The following is a 22,257-nucleotide window of genomic DNA, read 5'->3' as shown; positions in this document are numbered from 1 at the left end:
TATATAGTCTGGGCGAAGTCGCAAGGAGGCACAATTTTGGAACCGACCGAACTGGGTATCAGCGGCGATTGCAAGATTACGGGCCAGATCCTCGCGCGCATCGGAGATAAATGGAGCGTCTTCGTCATTGGCTCTTTGGCCCATCGTACGATGCGTTTCAATGAACTCAAGCGCCGGATCGGCGGGGTGTCGCAACGCATGCTCACCCTCACTCTGCGCGGGCTCGAGCGCGACGGCCTAGTCCGGCGCACTGTTTACCCAACGATTCCGCCGCGCGTGGACTACGACCTGACCCCCCTGGGCCGCACCCTTGTCATCCCGCTTCGCGGCATCGCCGACTGGGCCGGCGCACATATCGACGAGGTCATAGCCTCGCGCACCGCCTATGACAGCGAGGCTGACGCCGCGGGCGAGAAACGGGCGGCCTAGATGTCGAAGCTATGAAGGTTGTTCACCCGGGACAGGGCTGAGAGGCTGGGGTTGCAAAGCTCCAACTCCTAACCCGGAAGGTCCCGGATGAACGTCCACCAGAATGCCCGTCTGACGCCTGGGGGTCGAGCGCTGCTGGCGCGGCGCGTGTCGCAAGGCTGGACGGCGAAGGCGGCGGCGGAGGCGGCAGGGGTGTCGCTGCGGACAGCGCGCAAATGGATCGCCCGGCATCGTCGCGGCGGCGAGCGAAGGCATCACGACCGCAGCTCGGCGCCGCGACGATGTCCGCGCAAGGTGGCTGCGGCTCGTGTGGCTGAGATCGAGCAACTGCGGCGTCAGCGGATGACCGGTCCGGCGATCGCCCGGACGCTGGGCATGGCCCGCTCGACGGTGGGGGCTATCCTGCGCCGGCAGGGGCTGGGCAAGCTGGCCGCGCTCGATCCGAAGCCGCCGGTGATCCGCTACGAGCACAGCCGACCGGGCGCGATGATCCATCTGGATATCAAGAAGCTCGGCCGCTTCGACGTCGCCGGCCACCGCGTCACCGGCGACCGCCAGCTCGGCCGCTCGCGCCGCGCTGGCTGGGACTTCCTGCACGTCTGCGTCGATGACGCTTCGCGCCTGGCCTACACCGAGATCCTGTCTTCGGAAGGCCAACTCGACACCACCGGCTTCCTCGAACGCGCCCTGGCCTGGCTCGGCCGTTGCGGCGTCCGCGTCGAGCGGGTGATGACCGACAACGGCTCGGCCTACCGTTCCAAGCTCTTCGCCAACGCCCTGCAGGCCGCCGGCGCCCGCCACGTCCGCACCCGGCCGTACACGCCCAGGACCAACGGCAAGGCCGAGCGCTTCATCCAGACCAGCCTCAGGGAGTGGGCCTACGCCAAGCCCTACAGCTCATCGGCTGAACGCGCCCAAGCCATCGGACCCTGGATCGACGCCTACAACCTCAGCCGACCTCACGCCGGCATCGGCGGACTCTCACCCTGGACAAGGGTGAACAACCTTCTTGGAAACGACACCTAGATCGCGCGCGGCATGAAGCCGGGCCGGGCGGTTGTGGCGGACATGGTCTGTAAGAAATCGTTGCTGATCTGCCTCGCCATGTTCCTGGCGCTTTCCGGTGAAGCCGGCGCGCAGGGCGGCGCAGCGCAGATCGAGCTCGACGTGCTGCGGGCGCAGCAGTCGCAACTCGAGCAGCGCGACATCCTGCGACAGAATGAGATGATGGCGCTGGAGACGCGCCGGCGGGCTGATGATGCGGTCAACCTAATGCAATGGCCATCAATTCAGGGTTCGCCGCTGGCCGCCAGCGCGCCGCTTCAGCCGGCGTCGGGCATGATCGCCATACCTGACGCTGCGCTGGCGGCCTCAAGGGCTCGGGTGGAGGCCGTGACGCGCGCGCGTCGGTAGGCCCGGAGCGTCTCGCGCGCGGCGGCGTTATGGTTCAGGTCTGCGGACAGGAGAACGAGCAATGCGCTGGAGCGGCGGTAGGGGTTCCGGAAATGTGGAGGATCGGCGCGGCCTGGGGCCGGTCGGCGTCGGCGGGCTTGGCGCCGGCGGGGTGGTCTTGGCGCTGATTGGCTATTTCGTTTTCGGCATCGATCCGTCGACGACCATGAGCGTCGTCAACGGCGGCGGTCAGGCCCAGCAACAGGAAGGCGTGCGTGGGGGGCCGGCCGACGAGGCGGGCCGCTTCGTCGACGTGATCTCGACCTCGGTGGACGATGTCTGGTCCGGCGTCTTCAAGCAGGCCGGCCAGCAATACCAGTCGCCGGCGGCGGTGGTGCTGTACGACCAGTCGACCGGCACCGGTTGCGGCCTCGGCCAGTCGGCCATGGGCCCCTTCTATTGCCCGAGCGACCAGAAGGTCTACCTGGACCTCGCCTTCTGGCAGGACCTGGAGACCAAGCTCGGGGCGGGTGGCGAGGCGGCGCGCGCCTATGTCATCGCCCATGAGATAGGTCACCACGTGCAGCATCTGCTGGGCGCCGATGAACAGGCGCAGCGCCTCGGCAGACAGGGCGCGGAGTCCGGATCCGTCCGCCTGGAGTTGCAAGCCGACTGTTACGCCGGCGTTTGGGTGGCCCGCGCGCCCCAGGTCTCGGGCGGCCAGGTGGCGCTGGCGCCGGCCGACGTCGAGGACGGGCTCCGCGCTGCGGCGGCCGTCGGCGACGACCGGCTGCAGCAGCAGGCGCAGGGCCGCGTCGCGCCCGACAGTTTCACCCACGGCTCCTCCGCGCAACGCATGCGTTGGTTTCGTCGGGGCGTGGAGAACGGCGATCCCGCGGCCTGCGATACGTTCGCGTCCGGCAGCCTTTGATCCAGGCGCGGTTTTAGCCTAGTCTTGGGACGATCCTCGGGGGGCCGCGCCTAGGCGGCTGAGATGTGCGCGATCGCACGACCCGTCGAACCTGATCCGGGTCATGCCGGCGAAGGGAAGGACGTCTCGACGCCTATCGCGTCGGCGAATCCGTCCGTCCATCGTCGCTCTGACCGATTGCGCTCGATCGCTCGTCTTGGAGCGCTCGTCTTGGAGGCGACTGATGAACAAGCCCCTGGTTCCGCAAAGCCTGGACGCCGCACAGATTCCGACCGGCGAACGACCGGGCTCCAAAAAGGTCTATCAGTCTGGAGTCCTGTGGCCGGATATCCGGGTGCCGTTCCGCGAGGTCGCTGTGCACCCGTCCGCGGGGGAGCCGGCCCTGACGCTCTATGATCCCTCGGGCCCCTATACCGATCCGACCACGCAGATCGACATCGCCCAGGGTCTGTCGAAAACCCGCGAGCCGTGGGTTGTCTCCCGTGGCGACCTGGATCTTGTCGAGACCCCGCGGGAGGTGAAGCCCGAGGACAACGGCTTCGCCAAGGGCGAGCACCTGGCTCCGCAGTACAAGGCGCCGCGCCGCGTCTATCGCGCCCAGGCCGGCCGGACCGTCACCCAGATGGAATATGCGCGCCGCGGGATCATCACGCCCGAGATGGAATATGTGGCGATCCGCGAGAACCTGCGCCGCCAGGCCGGCGACCCCTTCATCCGCGACGGCGAGAGCTTCGGCGCCTCCATCCCCGACTTCTGCACGCCTGAGTTTGTCCGCGACGAGATCGCCCGCGGCCGCGCCATCATCCCGGCCAATATCAACCACCCCGAATTGGAGCCGATGATCATCGGCCGCAACTTCCTGGTGAAGATCAACGCCAATATCGGCAACTCCGCCGTCCTGTCGAACGTCGGCGACGAGGTCGATAAGATGGTCTGGTCGATCCGCTGCGGCGCGGACACGGTCATGGACCTGTCGACGGGCCGCAATATCCACAACATCCGCGACTGGATCGTTCGCAATAGCCCCGTGCCCATCGGGACGGTCCCCATATACCAGGCGCTGGAGAAGGTGAACGGCGTCGCCGAGGACCTGAACTGGGAGGTCTTCCGCGACACCCTGATCGAGCAGGCCGAGCAAGGGGTGGATTACTTCACCATCCACGCCGGCGTGAGGTTGGCCTATGTGCCGCTGACCGCGCAACGGGTGACGGGCATCGTCAGCCGAGGCGGTTCGATCATGGCCAAGTGGTGCCTGGCGCACCACAAGGAGAACTTCCTCTACGAGCACTTCGAAGACATCTGCGAGATCATGGCCGCCTACGACGTGTCGTTCTCGCTGGGCGACGGCCTGCGGCCGGGCTGCATCGCCGACGCCAATGACGCCGCACAGTTCGGCGAGTTGGAGACCTTGGGCGAGCTCACGCAGATCGCGTGGAAGCACAATGTGCAGGTGATGATCGAAGGGCCCGGCCACGTGCCGATGCACAAGATCAGGGCCAACATGGATAAGCAGCTCGAGGTCTGCCACGAGGCGCCGTTCTATACCCTGGGCCCGCTCACAACGGACGTGGCGCCGGGGTATGACCACATCACCAGCGCTATCGGCGCGGCCATGATCGGCTGGTTCGGCACGGCGATGCTCTGCTACGTCACCCCGAAGGAACATCTGGGCCTGCCGGATCGCGAAGACGTCAAGCAGGGCGTGATGGCCTACAAGGTCGCGGCCCACGCGGCCGACCTGGCCAAGGGCCACCCGACGGCGCGCGCCTGGGACGACGCCCTCTCACGCGCGCGGTTCGAATTCCGCTGGGAGGACCAGTTCAACCTCGGCATCGATCCCGAGACGGCGCGCGAGTATCACGACGAAAGCCTTCCGAAGGAGGCTTTCAAGACGGCCCACTTCTGCTCGATGTGCGGCCCGAAGTTCTGCTCGATGAAGATCAGCCAGGACATCCGTGAGGCGGCGCGCAGCCAGAATGAGGTCGCCGACGCCGGGATGGCTGAAATGTCTCAGAAGTTCCGCGATACCGGCGGGGAAATCCTGGTGCCCCTGAAGGGCGCGTGATCGGCCCGCCCCGCCCGCGACCTTAATCGTCGCGGGCGTGGGCGGCCTGATCCGGCCAGACGCGAACCGCGACGGCGACGGTTACCGATCCCAGGACCGCGGCGATGGCGCCGGCCCACTGGATCAGGTTCATGCCGTCGGCGGCGTGACGGCCCGCGACGGCGCCGCAGATGAAGACGAGGCAGGCGCTGCCCCATTCTGACACGGTCTGGGAAGACAGTTTGAACATGCCGGACGCCCCCAACGGAAGACTGAGCGAAGGCGGCGGACATAACCCTTCCGCCCAACGCGCTGCGATGTGAGGAGCGCCCCATCGCAGAAATCGGGCGCCGGCGAAACGAAAAAGGACGGCCAAGCTGGCCGCCCTTCTCGCTTTTGACAGATCGCGTGGCGCTTACGGCGTCGGGTTGCTGGTCATGTCGGCGCCCGGTTGGCTGGCCGCCTCGGGCGTCGGGTTGACTGGAGTGGGCTGGGCCGGCGCGACGGTGGCGGGGGCCGCCGCGGCCGGCGTCATGGCTGCGGTCGTGCTGGCGGGGACCGGCGCCGGCGCGACTGTCCCACCGGTTGAGACCTGCGGAATCTCTCCGTACGGGATCGGGCTCGCCGGCAGGGTGGCGCTGGCGCTCATGCCCATCTCGTCAGCGCTCGTGGCGGCGGCGCGCGTCGGAGCGGCGCGGGCCACGCGGACCGGTTGGGCGACTGTGGCGGCAAGCGGCGCCTGCGCGGTCTCGACGGGGGCAACGAGGGGGGCCGCCGGCTGGGCGGCGGGCGCGGTCATTGACGCCGTCTGGACGGGCGTGCTGGGTGTAATGGTCTCGACCGCGCCACGCGGTTGGCTGGCGTACCAGGCCCCGGCGGCGATCACACCGACCGCAGCCACGCCGGCGGCGATGGCCATGCCGGAGACGCCGCCCTTGCGGGCGCTAGCCGTCTTGCGTGGTTGCGAGGCGTAAATCGGGGCGGCGGCGAAGGTGTCTCCGCCGGTCAGGCCGCGCGTGTCCTAATCCCGGGCGTCCACGACCGGCGCAGGGCTTTCATCGATGCTTGTCACTGTGCGTGGCGTGACGGAGCGGTAAGTGGGCTCAGTGACGATGGTCTTGGTCGCGGCCGGCGCAAAGCTGCGCGGTTCAACGCTCAGAGACGACTCGCTCAACGACGATTCGCTCAAGGGCGCTTCGACGGCGCTCGGGGTGTGCGTCGCCGCGGGCTTGCGAGCGCCGAACAGGGACTTGTTGCGCTTGGCGCTACGTTCCCAGGTGGGCACGGGGGCGAAGGTCGATTCGGTCTCGCCGATGTTGTCTGAACGGGTTTGCATGATCGGTCTCCCTAACCTCTTGTCGAAGTGAACAACGGCAGGCGATCAAGCAAGGTTCCGAACACTTGATCTATAGATACTGGTAGTCGACCACGAGCACCGAAGCGGAATTTTACGGGATAGATCGGAAAATGGCGGGATTTAGACTTAACCATTAAGGGCGCTCCACGCACCACGCCGCATCGTGACCAAATCGAGACGCCGAAGCCCTCCAATGACCTTATTTGCGCGGGGGGCCGGCTTGACCATACCGATCTCTCCCGTCCAAGGTCGGCGCCAAGAACCGGAGGAAGCCATGGGTGTGACCGCGTCGCTGAAGCGCGACTGGCGTTTCTTGCGCGGCCTCCTGCGGACGCTCCGCCGCGTTGGTTCAGCGGCGTCCGACAGCGACAAACTGATCTGCGATGATCTTGAAGCGGCCGTCGCCGTTCATCGTTCGCGTCTGGCGATCCGTTGCGAGGGCCATGAGGCGACCTATGGCCAGCTGGACGAGATGGCCAACCGATATGCCAGTTGGGCGCGGAACGTGAACCTGGCGCGGGGTCAGACCGTCGCGCTGTTTGCGGCGAACCGCCTGGAGTACCTGGCCATCTGGTACGGGCTGAGCAAGGTTGGCGTCGTAACCGCCCTGATCAACAACCAGCTGGCCGGGGCGCCCCTGGCCCATTGCCTTAGCCTCTGCGGCGCGACGCAGGTCATTGTCGATATCGAAACGGCGCAAGCCTTGCAGGCGGTGCGCGAAGGCCTGGCGCGTCCGATCGAGGCCTGGACCCTGGACGAGCCCTCCGAAGGCTTCCGCGACTTGAAGCTCGCGCTGCGCAGCGCCAGCGCCGTGGCGCCGCACCGCGAGGTTCGCGCTGGGCTGAAGGGTTCTGATACGGCGCTGCTGATCTTCACCTCGGGCACCACCGGCCTGCCGAAGGCGGCGCGGATCACCCATGTTCGGGCGCAGCTCTATATGCGCGGCTTCGCCGGGGCGACCGGCGCAAGGGCCGAAGACCGGATCTATGTCGCCCTGCCCCTCTATCACGCCACAGGCGGTCTCTGCGCCATGGGCGCGGCGCTGCTGAACGGCGGCTCTGTGGTGTTGCGCAAGAAGTTCTCGGTCTCCCATTTCTGGGAGGAGGTGATCGCCGAAGATTGCACGATGTTCGTCTATATCGGCGAGCTGTGCCGCTACCTGGTCAACCATCCGGAAGCGCCTGAGGAGCGGCGCCACAAGATCCGCATGGCCTTCGGCAACGGCCTGCGCCCCGACATCTGGTCTGTGATGACCGATCGGTTCGCCATTCCCGAGATCCTGGAGTTCTATGGTGCGACGGAAGGCAATGTCTCGCTGTTCAATTTCGACGGCAAGCCGGGAGCGGTGGGTCGCGCGCCGGCGTGGCTACGCTCGCGGTTCAATGTGCGGCTGGTGGCTTTTGACGTGGAGACCGAGACGCCAGTGCGGGGTCCCGACGGCTTCTGCATAGAGTGCAAGCCCGGCGAAGTCGGCGAGTGCATCGGCGAGATCGGCGCCACGGCGCGGAGCCAGTTCGCGGGCTACGCGGACAAGGCCGCCTCTGAGAAAAAGGTGCTGCGCGACGTGTTCAGAAAGGGGGACGCCTGGTTCGCCACCGGCGACCTGATGCGCGGCGACTCCGAGGGCTATCTCTATTTCGTCGACCGGGTGGGCGACACCTTTCGCTGGAAAGGTGAGAATGTCTCAACGAACGAAGTCGCCGAGCGGCTCATGGGAGCGCCGGGCGTGCTGCAGGCGACGGTCTATGGCGTGGCCGTTCCTGGCGCCGAGGGCCGCGCCGGCATGGCGGGCCTGGTCGTCGAGCCTGCGGCGTTCTCCACGGCCGCCCTGGCCGATCATGTCGCCCGGGAGCTTCCCGGCTACGCCCAGCCGATGTTCATCCGCCTGCTGCCGGCGATGGATACGACCGGCACCTTCAAGATTCGCAAGCTAGACCTCGTTAACGACGGCTACGACCCGGCGAGCACCAACGATCCGCTGTTCTTCCACGATGGGGCGCGCGGCTATTCGCCCCTGACGCCAGCCATTCACGCCGAGATTGCGGCTGGGGCGGCGAGACTCTGATCGGCCTCTCCCAGGACGCGCGAAGCGGCCTATATTGGCGCCATGCTTGATACGCCCGTCGCCGCCGGAGGGACGCCCCTGATCGGCGCAGCCCTGATCAAGGACGAGGTGACACGCCTGCCGGATCGGCCGGGCGTCTATCGCATGATGGGCGAGGGCGGCGAGGTGCTCTACGTCGGCAAGGCGCGGTCGCTCAAGAAGCGCGTGATCCAGTACGCCCAAGGTCGTTTCCACACCCAGCGTATCGCTCACATGGTCGACCTGACGCGGTCCATGGAGTTCGTAACGACGCGGACTGAGACCGATGCGTTGCTACTTGAGATTAATCTTATCAAGCAGTTGAAGCCGCGTTTTAATGTTCTTTTGAGGGACGATAAGTCTTTCCCCGAGATCGTCATCCGGCGCGAGCACCCGGCCGCACAGCTGCGCAAGCACCGTGGCGCCCACACCATCAAGGGCGATTACTTCGGGCCGTTCGCGAGCGCCAACGCGGTGAACCGGACGCTGAACACTTTGCAGAAGGCTTTTCTTCTAAGGTCTTGTTCTGACAGTGTTTATGATAGTCGTAGCCGCCCATGCATGCTGCACCAGATCAAGCGCTGCGCGGCGCCGTGCACAGGGCTTGTCGCTCTTGACGACTACGCGGCCCTGGTCGAGCAGGCGGAGGACTTCCTGCGCGGCAAGAGCCGGGCGGTGATGGGCCGGATGTCGGCGGAGATGCAGGCGGCCTCTGACGAGATGGAGTTCGAGCGCGCCGCACGTCTTCGCGATCGGATCCGGGCTTTGGCCAGCGTGGCTCAAGAACAGCAGATCAATCCTGAGACAGTGGAGGAAGCCGACGTCTTCGCTCTGCACGCCGAGGGCGGCCAGGCCTGCGTGCAGGTGTTTTTCTTCCGCGCGGGCCAGAACTGGGGCAACCGCGCCTACTTCCCCCGGGTCGACAAGGCCGATGAAGACGCGGACATCATGGGCGCCTTCCTGGGCCAGTTCTACGACGACAAGCCGATCCCCAAGGTCATCCTGGTCAATGTCGTCCCCGCCGAGGAGGCCTTGCTGGCCGAGGCCTTCACTCAGAAGAGCGGCCGCAAAGTCGAGATCGCCAGGCCCCAACGCGGCGAGAAGAAACAGCTGGTGGAGCACGCCTTCACCAACGCCCGCGAGGCTCTCGGTCGACGGATGAGCGAGAGTTCCGCTCAATCAAAGCTGCTCGCCGGCGTCTGCGAAGCCTTCGGCCTGGAGGGTCAGCCGGAGCGCATCGAAGTCTACGACAATAGCCATATCATGGGGACGAACGCCGTCGGCGGGATGATCGTCGCCGGGCCGGAAGGCTTCCAGAAAAGCCAGTATCGCAAGTTCAACATCAAGAGCACCGAGCTTACCCCGGGCGACGACTTCGGCATGATGCGCGAGGTGCTGCGCCGCCGCTTCGCCCGCCTGGTGAAGGAAGAGGAGGAGGGCGCGGGCGCTGTCCGCCCCGACCTCGTGCTGGTGGACGGCGGGGCGGGGCAGCTGAGCGCGGCGCTGGAGATCATGGCGGACCTGGGCGTCGACGACATCGCCGTGGTCGGCGTGGCCAAGGGCCCGGATCGCGACGCCGGCCTGGAGCGGTTCTTCCTCCCGGGCAAGCCGCCCTTCATGCTCGAGCCCAAGTCGCCGGTGCTCTACTATCTGCAACGCCTGCGCGACGAGGCTCACCGCTTCGCCATCGGCACGCACCGCACCAAGCGGGCGATGGACATGAAGAAGAACCCGCTGGACGAGATCGACGGCGTGGGGCCGGGGCGCAAACGGGCCCTACTGCATGCGTTCGGCTCGGCGGCGGGGGTCTCGCGGGCCTCGGCGGAGGATCTGATGAAGGTGGCGGGCGTGAGCCAGCCGCTGGCGGAACGGATCTACGCGTACTTTCGGAAGTAGGGGGGAAGTATGCGGCTGCTCGCCCTGATCATTCTCCTTGCTTTTGCGAGCTCGAAGAGCGCCACCGCAGAGATCTTCGAGACCTTGCCCAGCCTGGATGAAATCGCAGCTAGCTATCCTGAGGCCGCAAAGGCGGGGAATCTAGGAGGGCGCGTGGTGCTGCATTGCGTTCGTCGGGGTCAGGCCGTTACCGGATGCGCCGTCGCAATGGAAGGTCCCGCAGGTTACGGCTTTGGCGCGGCCGCTATGACTTTGCTGGAGAAGGTTCGGCTTGCGGAGAGCTACGTTTCGCCATCGGTTGATGGGCCGGTTGAGTATCTCCCGCCACGCGCCCTGACGGTGAAATTCAAGATGGACAAGACCTATGGGACCACCGGTGCCGGGCCCTATTATCCCGTGAAGGCTTATGACGCCGGAGCGACTGGCGGGGCGTTGCTGGCTTGCAGTCGCGGGCGGGACGGCGTCCTCGACGCGTGTCGGGTGTTGGGCGAAGGACCCTCAGGCATGGACTTTGGAGGCGCTGCGCTGCGTGCGGCCAAGGCGGGGTGGATCAAGGTTCAATCTCGCCAGGGCAACGGCCCAGCGGACCTAGGCGAGCCGGTTCTGGTTTTGGTGCCGTTCGGGTTTTCGAAGCGCTGAGACGCGGGCGCCTTTAGCGACGGCGCGCGTTGAACAAGCTACAGCTTCGCCATACGCCGATGGAACCATCTTTATGAAATCCCTGCCGAACATCCTGACGTCGCTGCGCCTGGTCATGGCGCTGTTCATGTTCGTGGCCCTGGCGGCGGCTTCGGGCGCGGTGCCGTACCTGTCGGCCAATCTGACGCCCGAGGCGCAGTTCGCCCTGCAGCGATGGGCTGTCTACGCCTTTGTCCTGGCGGCGATCACCGACTATTTCGACGGCTGGCTGGCGCGCAAGCTCGACGCCATGTCGATGTGGGGCGCGATCCTCGACCCGATCGGCGACAAGGTGCTGGTCTGCGGCGCGATCTTGGGCCTCATGTCCCTGGGTCCGCAGCCTATGGTCCTGCTGCCCGCGGGTCTGATCCTGTTCCGCGAATTCACCGTCAGCGCGCTGCGTGAAGTGGGCGCGGCCAAGGGTGTGAAGTTGCCCGTGACCCGGCTGGCCAAGTGGAAGACGGCCCTACAGATGGTCGCCTTGACCGCCCAGCTTGTCGTCGCCGCCTGGGGCGCCTTCGGCTTGACGGACGAGCCCTCGATCCGCGGTCCGGCGACCGTGACCGCCGACGTCCTGTTCTGGCTGGCCGCGATCGTCACCTTGATCACCGGCGCCCAGTATTGGGAACAGACACGCAAGGCCCTGAAGGGGCTTTAGGCCTTCCCATCCGCAGCGGCGAAGTGCGCCATCTGGTCGGCGTAGGCTTTCTGGAAAGCCGGCCGTTCGACCGCGCGGTCGACGTAGGCCTTCGTCGCGGGATGGGCGGAAAGGCCGTCGAAGCGGTCAACGATGCGCAGGACGTCGGCCATCATCAGGTCCGCGATGGTGAAGGCGTCGGCGGCGAGATGTTCGCGCTGGGCCAACACCGGCTCAAGGCGGTCAAGGCGCAACTTCACGAAGTCATCGCAGCGCTTCCAGTTCGGATTGGCCGGGTCGGTGTCGTTGGAGAACTTGAAAAGCACCCAGGGCTGGGTGGCCATCTCCACGGAATTCAGGGCGGCGAACAGCCACTCGATGGTCTCGCTACGGGCGGCGGGGGCGGTCGGCAGCAGGACTGGGCTCAGTTCACCCAGGTGCAGCAGGATCGCGCCGCTTTCGAAGATGGAGAGGTCGCCGTCGGTCAGCCACGGCGCCTGGCCGAAGGGCTGGTGGGCGAGATGGTCCGGCCCCCGCTCGCGGAAGGGGGTCGAGGCGACGCGATAGGGCAGGCCCGCCTCCTCCAGCGCCCAACGGATGCGCAGGTCGCGGACATAGCCGCGCGGCGGCGGCGGCGCCCAGTCGTAGGTGGTGAGAACAAGCTCGCCCATCAGGCGCGGTCCCGAATGCGCATCACTCCATCCTTTCCTCGCTCAACCTCAAATCGGCTGGTGGCCTTGATGAGGTCGGATAGTTTGGCGAAGCCATAGGTCCGTTGATCGAAGTCCGGATAGGCGTTGCGCAAACGATTGCTGACGCCGCCGACGGCCACCCAGCCGCCTTCTTCGTCCATATCAGCGATGATCCCGGCGATGAGGCGTGCGGCTTCTGCTGGCTTGCGCTTATCCGGTCCGGCCACGCGTCCGGCGGACTTGGGCGCGCCGCTGTCGGCGACCTCGACGGGTGGGCCTAGGTTCTCAGTGTAAATGAAGCGGGTGCAGGCCTGGCGGAAGCTCTCCGGAGTCTTCTGTTCGCCGAAGCCGAAGACATCGACGCCCTCCTCGCGGATGCGCGAGGCCAGGCGCGTGAAGTCGGCGTCGGACGAGACCAGGCAGAACCCGTCGAACCGGCCGGAGTGCAGCAGGTCCATGCCGTCGATGACCAGGGCGATGTCGCCGGAATTCTTGCCCTTGGTGTTGGCGAAGTTCTGCTGCGGCTGGATAGCGAAGCGCGACAGCACCTTGGTCCAGCCGGCGATCTGCGGACTGGCGAAGTCGCCATAGATGCGCCGGGCCGAGGCCTCGCCCAGGGTGGCGATCTCAGTAAACAGGGCCTCGGCGATCCGCGGCGAGGCGTTCTCGGCGTCGATCAGGACCGCCAGGCGCGGCGGCTTGTCATCAGGCATCGCGGCGTCTCCGAGACTGGCGGTTCACAGTGCGCCACCTATAGGCAGACAGAGCCTGTCATGCGTAACCCAGATACTCGCGAACGCGCGCGAAGTTTTTGACGTTGGACTCGATTGCGGTCCGAGGGGTGGGTGCGTTCAGAAGCTTCCGCACATCATCGAACTCGCCCATCCGGTGCAAGGTGAGCACGAGGCCGATGGCGCCAAAGCCGCCTCCACCCCGCAGTCGTTCGAGTTGCCGTTCGCGAAAATACCACTCGCGGGCCTGCACCTCGAGTGGCCATGGTTGCTCGAACCAAGGGATGACGTTGTTGAGGACGGCTGTGGCCATATCCGCCGCCGCATCTGGGTCTTCCGTCGCCCACCAGCCGTCATGCCCTTCAATAAATTCACCCATGCGACGGTAAGGGACAGGAAACACGACCGCTTCCGGAAAGATCTCAAGATAAAGTCTTTCAGTGACGAGATCCTTGAGCGCGCAATTTACGGCTACTCCGCCCAACCAACTCGACTGCCGATTGATGGTCGCTTCGAAGTCGCCGCGAATTCGGGTCCAATCATCCTTGTTCCGCTCAAATCCAATCGGCCGAAGCGCAGCGTCAAGGGCCTTGGCGAAGAGAGATCTACTCACGGTAGTCGCTTTGCTTGTAAAAGATCGCTCGCGCCTTGTTTCCCGTCCACTCCTCGTAGCTCTTCACTGCCTTCGCCGCCGCTTTTCGTCCGTATGGCGTGTCAGGTTTGAGCTCCATCAAGAAGCGCTCCCCATTCTTCGCTTGGCTGCGAACAGGGGCGCTGATGTCGGGCCGAACGTATCCACCGTCGTTCGTCTTCGTATAGCGTTCGGATTCCCAACCAGGCTTCTCGCGAACGCGGGCCCTCATCTCGGCGTGGGCCTTCTTGCCCGCCCGCGTGGCCCACGTCTCCCCTCTGAGCGGTGGCATGCGTCTGGTGAGGACCAATTGGCCCGTCGAGATCGCTGGCTTCGCCAGCATAGCGGCGGCTAAGCCAGCACCTTCCAACCCCAGGACTGCGGCGACTGGCGCGAGAGCGGGGAGAGCCAGCAATTGATTCTGGCGATCAATCTGCCGGCGTATTTCGGCGAACTCCGCCTGCTGGCGGCGGAGCGCGGCGAGTTCCCTGGAATTCTGCTGTTGTAGAGCATTGTAGGGTCGTGCCGACCCGGAAGGCCCTCGCCAGGGAGTTGACGACCTGGCAGGCGCACGGGTGCGCTCCGGTTGGCGCAGCGCCATCCGCTTTTCCCCTATAAATATTGAAATCGCGGCCGTCCGCGTCTTTCCCCAAGCTAGACTCTAGCTCGTAGGCTATTCGATGTCAAGAACAAAACGCGAACAAACGACTTTAGACCAAAGCCTTCATCGCCGCGGCCTGGAAGTCCTTGTGGATCTGGGGCGGGTCGGGGGTGTCGAAGAGGCGCTGGGTCAGGAGGATGGCGGTGAGGTCGCGGGCGGGGTCGTTGAACCAGCTGGTCCCGAAGCCGCCGTCCCAGCCGTAGGCGCCGGCTCGCAGACCCTCTGGCGTCGGGGTCATGACGACGCCCATCCCGTAGCCCCAACCGCGACGAAGCGTCAGGATCTGGCGGCCCCACCAGCGCTGGGTCTTCGTCAGGTGGTTGGTCTTCATTTCGTCCAGAGATCTGGCTGAGAGGAGTGGCCGCCCGTCAGGCGCCTGGCCGGTCATCAGGAAGCGGGCGAAGGCCAGGTAGTCGTCAAGAGTCGAGACAAGCCCGGAGTCGCCGGCGGCGAAGCTGGGCGGCTTGGCGTATCGGCCGTTCGGGGCGTCGTAGAGCTCCAATTGGCCGTTCCTGGGCATGTAGGCGGTGGCCAGCCGTGAGAGCTTCTCGGGCGGGACGAAGAAGGCGGTGTCGCTCATACCCAGCGGGCCGGTGACCCGGCGGGCTAGAAAGTCGGGCAGGGACAGGCCGGAGGCGCGCGCCACCAGGACGCCCTGGATGTTGGACCCCAGGGAATAGAGCCAGCGGTCGCCGGGTTGAGCCATGAGCGGCAGGGCGCCGAGCGCGGCCATGAAGGCGTCGTTGGTGAAGGGCGCCTGCGCGTCGGGCATGCCGAAGCCCGGGATCCGTTGCGTCGCCTGCAGGATGGGCGTGTTTTCGAACGAGACGCCCCAGCCCAGGGTGAAGTTCAGGATGTCGCGGAGGGTGATCGGCCGGTTGGCCGGCACGGTCTCGCTGAGCGGGGCGTCGGGACGGGCGAGCACCCGGCGATTGGCTAGTTCTGGAAGCAGGCGCTCGGCCGGCTCGTCGAGGATGAATTTGCCCTCGTCGATGAGCATCATCACCGCTGTCGCCGTCAGCGGCTTGGTCATGGAAGCGATGCGGAAGATCGTGTCGCGCTGCATCGGCTCGGCGCCTTGCAGGGCCTTGAAGCCGGCGGTGAAAACCTGGGTCTCGCCGCCGCGGCTGACCAGGCCGACTGCGCCGGGGATAGACCCCCGGGTGACGTGGCGTTCGAGGGCCGCCTCGAGCGTCGCAAGGCCGAGCTCGGTGAAGTTCGGCGAGGTTGCGGCCTTCGGCGCACAGGCGGCCAGCGTCAGAGCGGCCCCGCCGGCGAGAACGCCGCGGCGGTGGGGCGTCGGCCGGTTCATCAGCTCATCGCGGGCGCTGGCGGCGGCGGGTCGGCGGGCAGGGGGATGAACTCCTGATCGTCGGCGTCGGGCAGTTTCATGCGGCCTGCGCGCCAGTCGGCCTTCGCCTGTTCGAGGCGGTCCTTGGACGAGGACACGAAATTCCACTCAATGAAGCGCGGGCCGACCGGATCGCCGCCCAGCAGCATGACGACAGCGTCGGTCGTCGCGGTGAACAGCACCGGCCGGCCGGGCGCGAAGACCGCCATCTGGCCGGCGGAGAGCGGACGGCCCTCCACCTCGACGATGCCTTGGGCGACGTAAGCCGCACGCTCGGGGTAGCGCGCTTCCAGCTGGGCGCGGGCGCCCGCCTTCATCGCCCAGTGGACGTAGAAGAGCGGCGAGCGGACATCGACCTTGGCCTGGGCGCCGAAGGCCTCGCCGGCGATCAGTCGGGCCCAGAGCCCATCGCCGAACTCGACGGTGGGCAGATCTTCCGGACCGTGGTGGGCGAAGGTCGGCGCAGTCTCTTCCTGTTCAACCGGCAGGGCGACCCAGGCCTGGATGCCGTGGATGCGGCCGCCGTGGGCGCGCAGGTCCTCGAAGCGCTCGGAATGGGTGATGCCAGAGCCGGCGGTCATCCAGTTCACCTCGCCGGGTAGGATTCGCTGGGTGACGCCGACGCTGTCGCGGTGGGTGATCGCGCCCTCGTAGAGGTAGGTGACTGTGGACAGGCCGATGTGCGGGTGCGGGCGGACGTCGACCGTGCGCGGGAAGCCGGGCTCGAAGGCGGCCGGACCCATGTGGTCGAAGAAGACGAAGGGCCCGACCATCCGGCGCTGGGCGAACGGCAGGACGCGGCCGACCTCGAAACCGCCGAGATCGCGGCGCCGCTGGTCGATGACAAGTTCGATCATGCTTGGGGGTCGCTCGTGATGTGTTCGCTGATGAGGCCAAGGGGGGCCGCAGTGGTGTTCTTCACGGCGCGGATGACAATCCGGCTTTCGATATTGGAGACGAGGCCCAGCGACAGGATGCGGTCGCGCAGGAATTCATCGAAGGTATGCATGTCGCGGGTGACGACGCGCAGCTCGTAGTCGGCGGCGCCGGTCACCGTGGCGCACTGGACGACTTCCGGAAGCTTGCCGATGGCGGATTCGAAATCGGCCAGATTCTCGCGAGTCGGCAGGCTGAGCTTTACGGTGCAGTAGACCTCGAAGCCAAGACCCAGAAGTTCGCGGTCGAGGATGGTGACGCGGCGCTGGATGATGCCGGTGTCCTCCAGCCGCTTGATCCGCCGCCAGCAAGGGCTGGACGATAACCCGACGCGGTCGGCGATCTCGGCGACGGAGAGCCCCGCGTCATGTTGGATCAGATCGAGGATCCGTGCATCAACGGCGTCCAGGGGATCAGACAATGATTTCCTCCGAAGCCACCGGTCAGGCCGCACATCCGTGCCCGGAACCACTTGGCTCCGGCACGCTTTTGGCAGACTATCGCCTTGATCTTATATGATCCTTGCAAGGGCTTTGGGAGGCCCGAAAGGAAGAAAATTGCGATGCGGCACACAAACGTGACGCTAGACGACAAGTTTCTGCTCACGGAAGGCCGGGTCTTCATCACCGGCATCCAGGCGCTTTTACGGATCCTGCTGGATCAGCACCGGCTGGACGCCGCCGCAGGAAAGAATGTCGCCGGATTCGTTTCGGGATACCGAGGCTCGCCCCTGGGCGGGCTCGACCAGCAGGCCGGGCGCGCGACCAAGCACCTGAAGGCGGCCAACGTCGTCTTCCAGGAAGGCGTCAACGAGGACCTGGCCGCCACCGCCATCTGGGGCAGCCAGCAGGCGAACCTGTTTCCGTCCGCCACCTACGACGGCGTGATGGGGATGTGGTACGGCAAGACCCCGGGCGTCGACCGCTCTGGCGACGTCTTCAAGCACGCCAACATGTCGGGCGTCTTCCCGACCGGCGGGGTCCTGGCGATCGCCGGCGACGACCACGCCTGCAAGTCCTCGACGATTCCGGCGCAGTCTGAGTACGCCTTCCAGGATTATGAAATCCCCCTGCTGTCGCCGGCCGGCGTGCAGGAGGTCCTGGACTACGGCCTCTTTGGCTATGCGCTCTCGCGCTACTCAGGTCTGTGGGCCGGGCTGATCGCCGTGGCCGACACCATGGACGCAGGCGAGACCATCGATGTCTCGCTGGAACGCCACCGGTTCATTGAGCCCACCGATTTCACGACGCCCCCCGGCGGACTCGGCATCCGGCTGAAGGACGCGCCGCTCGACAAGGAGCGCCGACTGCGGACCTACAAGCTGCCGGCCGCGATCGCCTTTGCGCGTGCGAACAAGATCAACCATGTGGCCCTGCCGTCACCGCGTCCGCGCCTGGGGATCGTCTGCCACGGCCAGGCCTATCGCGATGTCATGGAGGCGCTGAGCGCCATGGGCCTCACGGCCGAGCAGGCCGGCGAGCTGGGGTTGATCATCTATAAGATCGGCATGGTCTGGCCGGCCGAGCCCGTGGGCATGCGCGAATTCGCTCAGGGTCTCCAAACTCTGCTGGTGGTCGAGCACAAGCGATCCTTCGTCGAGGAGCAGGTCCGCGCCGCCCTCTACGACATGCCCGGCGAACATCGGCCAAAGGTGATCGGCAAGTTCGACGAGGCGGGTCAGCCTCTGCTGTCGCAGCTGAGCGCGCTTTCGGTCGCCGATATCGCCCAGGCGATCGCGCCGCGGCTGCCGCAGGGCGCCCACTCGGCCGGGGTGCAGGCCTATCTGGACCAGGTGGCGGCGGCGCAGGCCGCCGCGGCGAACGACGCCGCTGGCCAGGTGCGCAAGCCCTTCTTCTGCTCGGGCTGTCCGCACAACTCCTCGACCCGCCTGCCGGAAGGTTCGCGCGCGCTCGCCGGGATCGGTTGCCACTATATGGTGACCTTCACCGACCCGAACACCGACCTCTACAGCCACATGGGCGGGGAGGGCATGGCCTGGACGGGAGCTGCGCCCTTCACCAGCGAGAAGCACGTTTTCACGAACCTGGGCGACGGCACCTACAACCACTCCGGCTCGCTCGCCATCCGCGGCGCCGTGCTGTCCGGCGCCAACATCACCTACAAGATCCTGTTCAACGACGCCGTCGCCATGACGGGCGGCCAGTCCGCCGAGAGCGGCTTTACGCCGGCCCAGATCACCCGCCAACTGGCGGCGGAGGGGGTGAAGAAGATCGTCATCGTCGCCGCCGAGCCGGAACGCTACGACGGCGTGACCGACCTGGCGCCTGGCGTCACGGTGCGTCCGCGCCTTGAGCTCATGAAGGTTCAGCGCGAGCTGCGTGAAGAGGAGGGCGTCACCGTCCTGCTCTATGATCAGGTTTGCGCCACTGAAAAGCGCCGGCGCCGCAAGCGTGGGACACTCGCCCAGGCGCCGCGCCGGGTGATGATCAACCCGCTGGTCTGCGAAGGCTGCGGGGATTGCTCCAAGACTTCCAACTGCGTGTCGGTGGAGCCGCTGAACACCGAGTTCGGCCGCAAGCGGGCCATCAACCAGTCGAGTTGCACGCAGGACTACAGCTGCCTGCAGGGCTTCTGCCCGTCGTTCATCACGCTGGAGGGGGCCGTGAACGCCCACCGCGAGGCCGCGCCGGCGCTGACGGCCGATTCCACACCGCTGCCGACGTTCGAGACCATCGACGGCGTGCGCAACATCGTCTTCACGGGCGTTGGCGGCACAGGCGTGACGACCGTCGCCTCGATCCTGGCGATGGCGGCCCACGTCGACGGCCACGCGGCCTCGGTGGTCGACATGACGGGTCTCGCCCAGAAGAACGGGGCGGTCTTCAGCCATGTGCGGATCGGCGAGGATGAAACGAGCCCGGTCGGCGGCCGCGTGCCGGCGGCCAGCGCCGATGTACTGATCGCCTGCGACCTGCTGGCCGCGGCCGGCCCCGACGCGATGACGCTCTATTCGGCGGACCGGACGGCGGCCGTCGGCAACGCCGACCTGACGCCGACCGCCGACTTCGTGGCCGATCGCGACGCCCAGTTCGATCCGGACGCGGAGGCTGCGCGCATCACCCGGGCGACGCGGTTCTACGACGAGTTGCCGGCCCACAACCTGGCCGAGACCCAGCTCAGCGACGCCATCTATTCGAACATGATCCTGATGGGCTTCGCCTGGCAGAAGGGCCTGCTGCCCGTCTCCAGCCGGGCGATCTACCGGGCGATCCAGCTGAACGGCGTGGATGCGGAGACCAACCTGCAGGCCTTCGAACTGGGCCGGCGCGCCTGTTTCGAACCTGAGATCCGGGGCGAGCGGATGGACGCCGCGCCGACGCCGGAGACGATCCCGCTCGTGGACTTGATCGAGGGTCGAACCGCGGAGCTGAAGGCCTATCAGAACGCCGACTACGCGCGGCGCTATCGGACGCTCGTCGATCGGGTGGCGGCCAAGGGCTCGGACGATCTGACGCGAGCTGTGGCGGTCAATCTCTACAAGCTGATGGCCTACAAGGATGAGTACGAGGTGGCCCGCCTCTACACGGACGGCCGCTTCGCCGCCTACCGGGCCGAGACCTTCAAGGGCGGCAAGGCCAAGGTGCTGCTGGCTCCGCCGCTGTTCGCCAAAATCGGCGAGGGCGGCCGACCGAAGAAGACGGCGTTCGGCGGCTGGATGCTGACGGCGGCCTTCCCGGTGCTCGCCAGGTTCAAGGGCCTGCGCGGCACGCCGCTCGACCTCTTCGGCGCGACGCACGAGCGCCGCATGGAACGCCGCCTGATCGCCGACTATGAGGCCGACGTGGCGCGCATCCTGGCCGAACTCACGCCCGCGCGCGCGGACCTGGCCGTCAAGATCGCCGAGATCCCGCAGCAGATCCGCGGCTTCGGCCACATCAAGGAAGCCTCGGTCGAGCCGGCCGAGGCGGAGCGCGCGCGGCTGTGGGGCGAGTGGGAGCGGATGGCGGCTTGGGTGGCGGTCTGAAGACGTTGAGCCTTCAGGTGGCCGAGAGCGAGTTCGAGACCGCTGACGGGATCAGCGTTCACTATCGCGATCACCAGCCCCGATCGACCGCGGGCATCCCTGTACTTTGCCTCCACGGGCTTACGCGTAACGAGCGCGACTTCGAAGAGCTGGGGCCTCGCATCGTCGAACTGGGCCGGCGCGTCATCATCGCCACCCAAAGGGGCCGCGGGCTTTCCGGCTGGGACCCTGACGCCGAGCGCTACAATCCGTCCGTCTATGTCGCTGACATGCTCGGATTGCTCGATCGCCTTGCGATCGAGAAGGCGGTCTTTGTCGGCACCTCGATGGGGGGCCTGATGACGATGATCGCCGCCGCCATGGCGCCTGAGAGGGTCGGGGCGGCGGTGCTCAATGACATTGGCCCTGAGATCGATCCCGCAGGGCTCGAGCGAATCCGCAGCTACGCCGGCGGATCCAGGACTGCGCGGTCCTGGTTGGACGCCGCGAGCCTCTGCCGGGACATCAACGGGGTCTCATTCCCTGCGGAGGCCGGGGAGGCGTTTTGGATCGCCTTCGCCAAGCGGATTTTCCGCGAGGTCGCACCAGGCGAGATCGTCCTGGACTATGACCCGGCGATCGCTCGCACCGTGAGCGGCCCTCAGGTTGATCTGTGGCCGCTGTTCGACGTGCTGAAGCCGGTCCCGACACTGTTGATCCGCGGCGACATTTCCGACGTGCTCATGAGGTCCACGGTCGCGGCGATGCGTGCTCGCAAGCCCGACCTGGCCTTCGCCGCCGTCCCGGAGGTTGGACACGCCCCCTTCATGACCGAACCGGCGGCCTGGGCGGCCTTGAGCGATTTCCTGCGAACTTCGGCGCCCTGAGTCGCTCGCCCAGCAAGGCGGTCAAAGCTCGTCCAGCGCCCAAGCGTGTCGGCGCGGACCTCTCAGTACGTCTGCGGGATCGTCACTGTCCGGGAAAAGTCGGCCTGTCGAGCGTCCGCCTCACGGATGAAGACGTAGAACATGCCGCCGTCGCCATACGACATGCCCACTTGCTCATCGGTGTCAATTTGCAGGAGCAGACGCCAGTCTTCTGCGGAGCGAATGAACGCTTCAGAAGGGCGCTCTGCGTAAACGGAACCTTCTCTTCCGCAAGCGAGGTGCTCGCACTCCAGCCAAAGTTGGCCGGACTGGATCTCGGCCGGATAGCCGAAGAGTCGATGATCAGGGCTGTCGTTTGGGGGCTGACTTAGCGCCGCGTCTTCCTCGAGCTGCTCGATCATTGCTGACCCGGGATCAATGTCGACCCAGTCTGCGCTGGGTGTCGAAGGGAAATGCTCCATGCGGAGGCGTTTCTCCTTGTAGCGATGCTTACGCCCCAGGGTTTCGGGAAACTGCGCTGGAGCCTCGCCAAGCGTCGGACTGAACAGCACACGGATTTCGTCTCCGAAACCGAACCGGTCGTCGTCCAGAAAAACGTAGAGGGCGCCAGAAGACGGCGCCCAATCTGGTCCGCCGCAGTTGCGCGCCACGCCGAGGTCAAGTTGGGCGATGAAGGCTTGCGGGCCCTTTACGCCGATAGGCCACGCGAGATGGGGCGGCAGATTGGGCGCGCCGCCCAGTTTCGAGAATGCCGAGGTCTCGTCCTCTTCAAGGAGAAGGGTGGGCCGCTGCATCCCGGTCAGACGCTCGGCCATCTCCGAAGCGTCGGTGTTGTCGTCGGTCCAGGTGTAGAACCGGGCCGCTCGCGGCTTGGCTGGAAAGACCCGCCGATAGAGGATGACAGCCAGAATGACCGCGTTAATGACAAAGAAGATCTGGCCTAGCAGCATCATCGCC

Annotated in this window: 22 protein-coding genes and 1 riboswitch; of the genes, 11 read left to right on the top strand and 11 right to left on the bottom strand. The window is 66.2% G+C overall.

The features are described 5' to 3' along the window. The first annotated feature begins 36 nt into the window (after positions 1–36). The 5 genes from BN1313_RS15030 to thiC all read left to right on the top strand — a co-directional run bounded on the left by BN1313_RS15030 (position 37) and on the right by thiC (position 4,817). On the top strand, positions 37–429 hold the full coding sequence (locus BN1313_RS15030; protein WP_176696054.1) for a winged helix-turn-helix transcriptional regulator: 393 nt from the start codon (positions 37–39) through the stop codon (positions 427–429). A gap of 87 nt (positions 430–516) precedes the next feature. Next, on the top strand, positions 517–1,455 hold the full coding sequence (locus tag BN1313_RS15025) for an IS481 family transposase (protein WP_091734875.1): 939 nt from the start codon (positions 517–519) through the stop codon (positions 1,453–1,455). 42 nt (positions 1,456–1,497) lie between these two features. Further along, complete coding sequence (locus tag BN1313_RS15020) at positions 1,498–1,842, top strand: hypothetical protein (protein ID WP_176696053.1); 345 nt, start codon at positions 1,498–1,500, stop codon at positions 1,840–1,842. Positions 1,843–1,903: 61 nt separating this feature from the next. Next, the gene (ypfJ, locus tag BN1313_RS15015; RefSeq protein ID WP_091743110.1) at positions 1,904–2,752 is read left to right on the top strand and encodes a KPN_02809 family neutral zinc metallopeptidase; all 849 of its coding nucleotides are present in this window, start codon (positions 1,904–1,906) and stop codon (positions 2,750–2,752) included. 27 nt (positions 2,753–2,779) lie between these two features. After that, positions 2,780–2,887, top strand: a riboswitch (TPP riboswitch). An 88-nt stretch (positions 2,888–2,975) separates the two neighbouring features. After that, positions 2,976–4,817: a phosphomethylpyrimidine synthase ThiC gene (gene thiC / locus BN1313_RS15010; RefSeq protein WP_091743109.1), complete on the top strand. Its 1,842-nt coding sequence runs from the start codon at positions 2,976–2,978 to the stop codon at positions 4,815–4,817. A gap of 22 nt (positions 4,818–4,839) precedes the next feature. On the opposite strand, the gene BN1313_RS15005 is transcribed toward thiC, so the two are convergent. The 3 genes from BN1313_RS15005 to BN1313_RS14995 all read right to left on the bottom strand — a co-directional run bounded on the left by BN1313_RS15005 (position 4,840) and on the right by BN1313_RS14995 (position 6,132). Further along, a complete protein-coding gene (locus BN1313_RS15005) occupies positions 4,840–5,046 on the bottom strand; it encodes a hypothetical protein (protein WP_091743108.1) in 207 nt (68 codons plus the stop codon). A gap of 165 nt (positions 5,047–5,211) precedes the next feature. Next, positions 5,212–5,715 (bottom strand): hypothetical protein, encoded by a 504-nt coding sequence (locus BN1313_RS15000; protein WP_091743107.1) that lies wholly within the window; start codon positions 5,713–5,715, stop codon positions 5,212–5,214. A gap of 102 nt (positions 5,716–5,817) precedes the next feature. Then, the gene (locus BN1313_RS14995) at positions 5,818–6,132 is read right to left on the bottom strand and encodes a hypothetical protein (RefSeq protein WP_091743106.1); all 315 of its coding nucleotides are present in this window, start codon (positions 6,130–6,132) and stop codon (positions 5,818–5,820) included. A gap of 295 nt (positions 6,133–6,427) precedes the next feature. On the opposite strand from BN1313_RS14995, the gene BN1313_RS14990 reads away from it, so the two are divergent. The 4 genes from BN1313_RS14990 (at position 6,428) to pgsA (ending at position 11,468) form a co-directional block, all read left to right on the top strand. Then, positions 6,428–8,218 (top strand): long-chain-acyl-CoA synthetase, encoded by a 1,791-nt coding sequence (locus BN1313_RS14990; protein WP_091743105.1) that lies wholly within the window; start codon positions 6,428–6,430, stop codon positions 8,216–8,218. A 42-nt stretch (positions 8,219–8,260) separates the two neighbouring features. Continuing rightward, a complete protein-coding gene (uvrC, locus tag BN1313_RS14985) occupies positions 8,261–10,132 on the top strand; it encodes an excinuclease ABC subunit UvrC (protein ID WP_091743104.1) in 1,872 nt (623 codons plus the stop codon). A 9-nt stretch (positions 10,133–10,141) separates the two neighbouring features. Beyond that, positions 10,142–10,771 (top strand): hypothetical protein, encoded by a 630-nt coding sequence (locus tag BN1313_RS14980; RefSeq protein ID WP_091743103.1) that lies wholly within the window; start codon positions 10,142–10,144, stop codon positions 10,769–10,771. A 73-nt stretch (positions 10,772–10,844) separates the two neighbouring features. Then, the gene (gene pgsA / locus BN1313_RS14975; RefSeq protein ID WP_091743102.1) at positions 10,845–11,468 is read left to right on the top strand and encodes a CDP-diacylglycerol--glycerol-3-phosphate 3-phosphatidyltransferase; all 624 of its coding nucleotides are present in this window, start codon (positions 10,845–10,847) and stop codon (positions 11,466–11,468) included. Here pgsA and BN1313_RS14970 read toward each other — a convergent pair. From BN1313_RS14970 to BN1313_RS14940, 7 genes are all read right to left on the bottom strand, one after another. Further along, positions 11,465–12,118, bottom strand: a complete 654-nt coding sequence (locus tag BN1313_RS14970) for a glutathione S-transferase family protein (RefSeq protein ID WP_091743101.1) — start codon at positions 12,116–12,118, stop codon at positions 11,465–11,467. The two genes, pgsA and BN1313_RS14970, sit on opposite strands and share 4 nt — an antisense overlap. Continuing rightward, complete coding sequence (locus BN1313_RS14965; protein ID WP_091743100.1) at positions 12,118–12,852, bottom strand: NYN domain-containing protein; 735 nt, start codon at positions 12,850–12,852, stop codon at positions 12,118–12,120. Before BN1313_RS14965 ends, BN1313_RS14970 begins: the two co-directional genes overlap by 1 nt. Positions 12,853–12,910: 58 nt before the next feature. Then, positions 12,911–13,483 carry a DUF4304 domain-containing protein gene (locus BN1313_RS14960; RefSeq protein ID WP_091743099.1) on the bottom strand — a complete coding sequence of 191 codons (573 nt, stop codon included), beginning with the start codon at positions 13,481–13,483 and terminating at the stop codon, positions 12,911–12,913. Next, the gene (locus BN1313_RS14955) at positions 13,476–14,102 is read right to left on the bottom strand and encodes a hypothetical protein (protein WP_141653171.1); all 627 of its coding nucleotides are present in this window, start codon (positions 14,100–14,102) and stop codon (positions 13,476–13,478) included. The genes BN1313_RS14960 and BN1313_RS14955 overlap by 8 nt, the downstream gene beginning before the upstream one ends. A gap of 109 nt (positions 14,103–14,211) precedes the next feature. Next, positions 14,212–15,474 (bottom strand): serine hydrolase domain-containing protein, encoded by a 1,263-nt coding sequence (locus BN1313_RS14950; protein WP_091743097.1) that lies wholly within the window; start codon positions 15,472–15,474, stop codon positions 14,212–14,214. Then, positions 15,474–16,370 (bottom strand): pirin family protein, encoded by an 897-nt coding sequence (locus tag BN1313_RS14945; RefSeq protein WP_091743096.1) that lies wholly within the window; start codon positions 16,368–16,370, stop codon positions 15,474–15,476. Before BN1313_RS14945 ends, BN1313_RS14950 begins: the two co-directional genes overlap by 1 nt. Further along, a complete protein-coding gene (locus tag BN1313_RS14940; RefSeq protein ID WP_091743095.1) occupies positions 16,367–16,870 on the bottom strand; it encodes an Lrp/AsnC family transcriptional regulator in 504 nt (167 codons plus the stop codon). The genes BN1313_RS14945 and BN1313_RS14940 overlap by 4 nt, the downstream gene beginning before the upstream one ends. Before the next feature lie 141 nt (positions 16,871–17,011). Between BN1313_RS14940 and BN1313_RS14935 the strand changes: the two genes are divergently transcribed. Together BN1313_RS14935 and BN1313_RS14930 are read left to right on the top strand one after the other, a co-directional pair. After that, positions 17,012–20,434, top strand: a complete 3,423-nt coding sequence (locus tag BN1313_RS14935; RefSeq protein ID WP_091743094.1) for an indolepyruvate ferredoxin oxidoreductase family protein — start codon at positions 17,012–17,014, stop codon at positions 20,432–20,434. A 17-nt stretch (positions 20,435–20,451) separates the two neighbouring features. Beyond that, positions 20,452–21,300 carry an alpha/beta fold hydrolase gene (locus BN1313_RS14930; protein ID WP_091743195.1) on the top strand — a complete coding sequence of 283 codons (849 nt, stop codon included), beginning with the start codon at positions 20,452–20,454 and terminating at the stop codon, positions 21,298–21,300. A 62-nt stretch (positions 21,301–21,362) separates the two neighbouring features. On the opposite strand, the gene BN1313_RS14925 is transcribed toward BN1313_RS14930, so the two are convergent. Then, on the bottom strand, positions 21,363–22,115 hold the full coding sequence (locus BN1313_RS14925; protein WP_176696052.1) for a DUF1963 domain-containing protein: 753 nt from the start codon (positions 22,113–22,115) through the stop codon (positions 21,363–21,365). Positions 22,116–22,257: the final 142 nt, after the last annotated feature.

This window comes from Phenylobacterium immobile (ATCC 35973), assembly GCF_001375595.1.
In the GTDB taxonomy this organism is placed as follows: domain Bacteria; phylum Pseudomonadota; class Alphaproteobacteria; order Caulobacterales; family Caulobacteraceae; genus Phenylobacterium; species Phenylobacterium immobile.
Note: the sequence above shows the minus strand (reverse complement) of the source record. Positions and strands in the feature narration are given on the sequence as shown.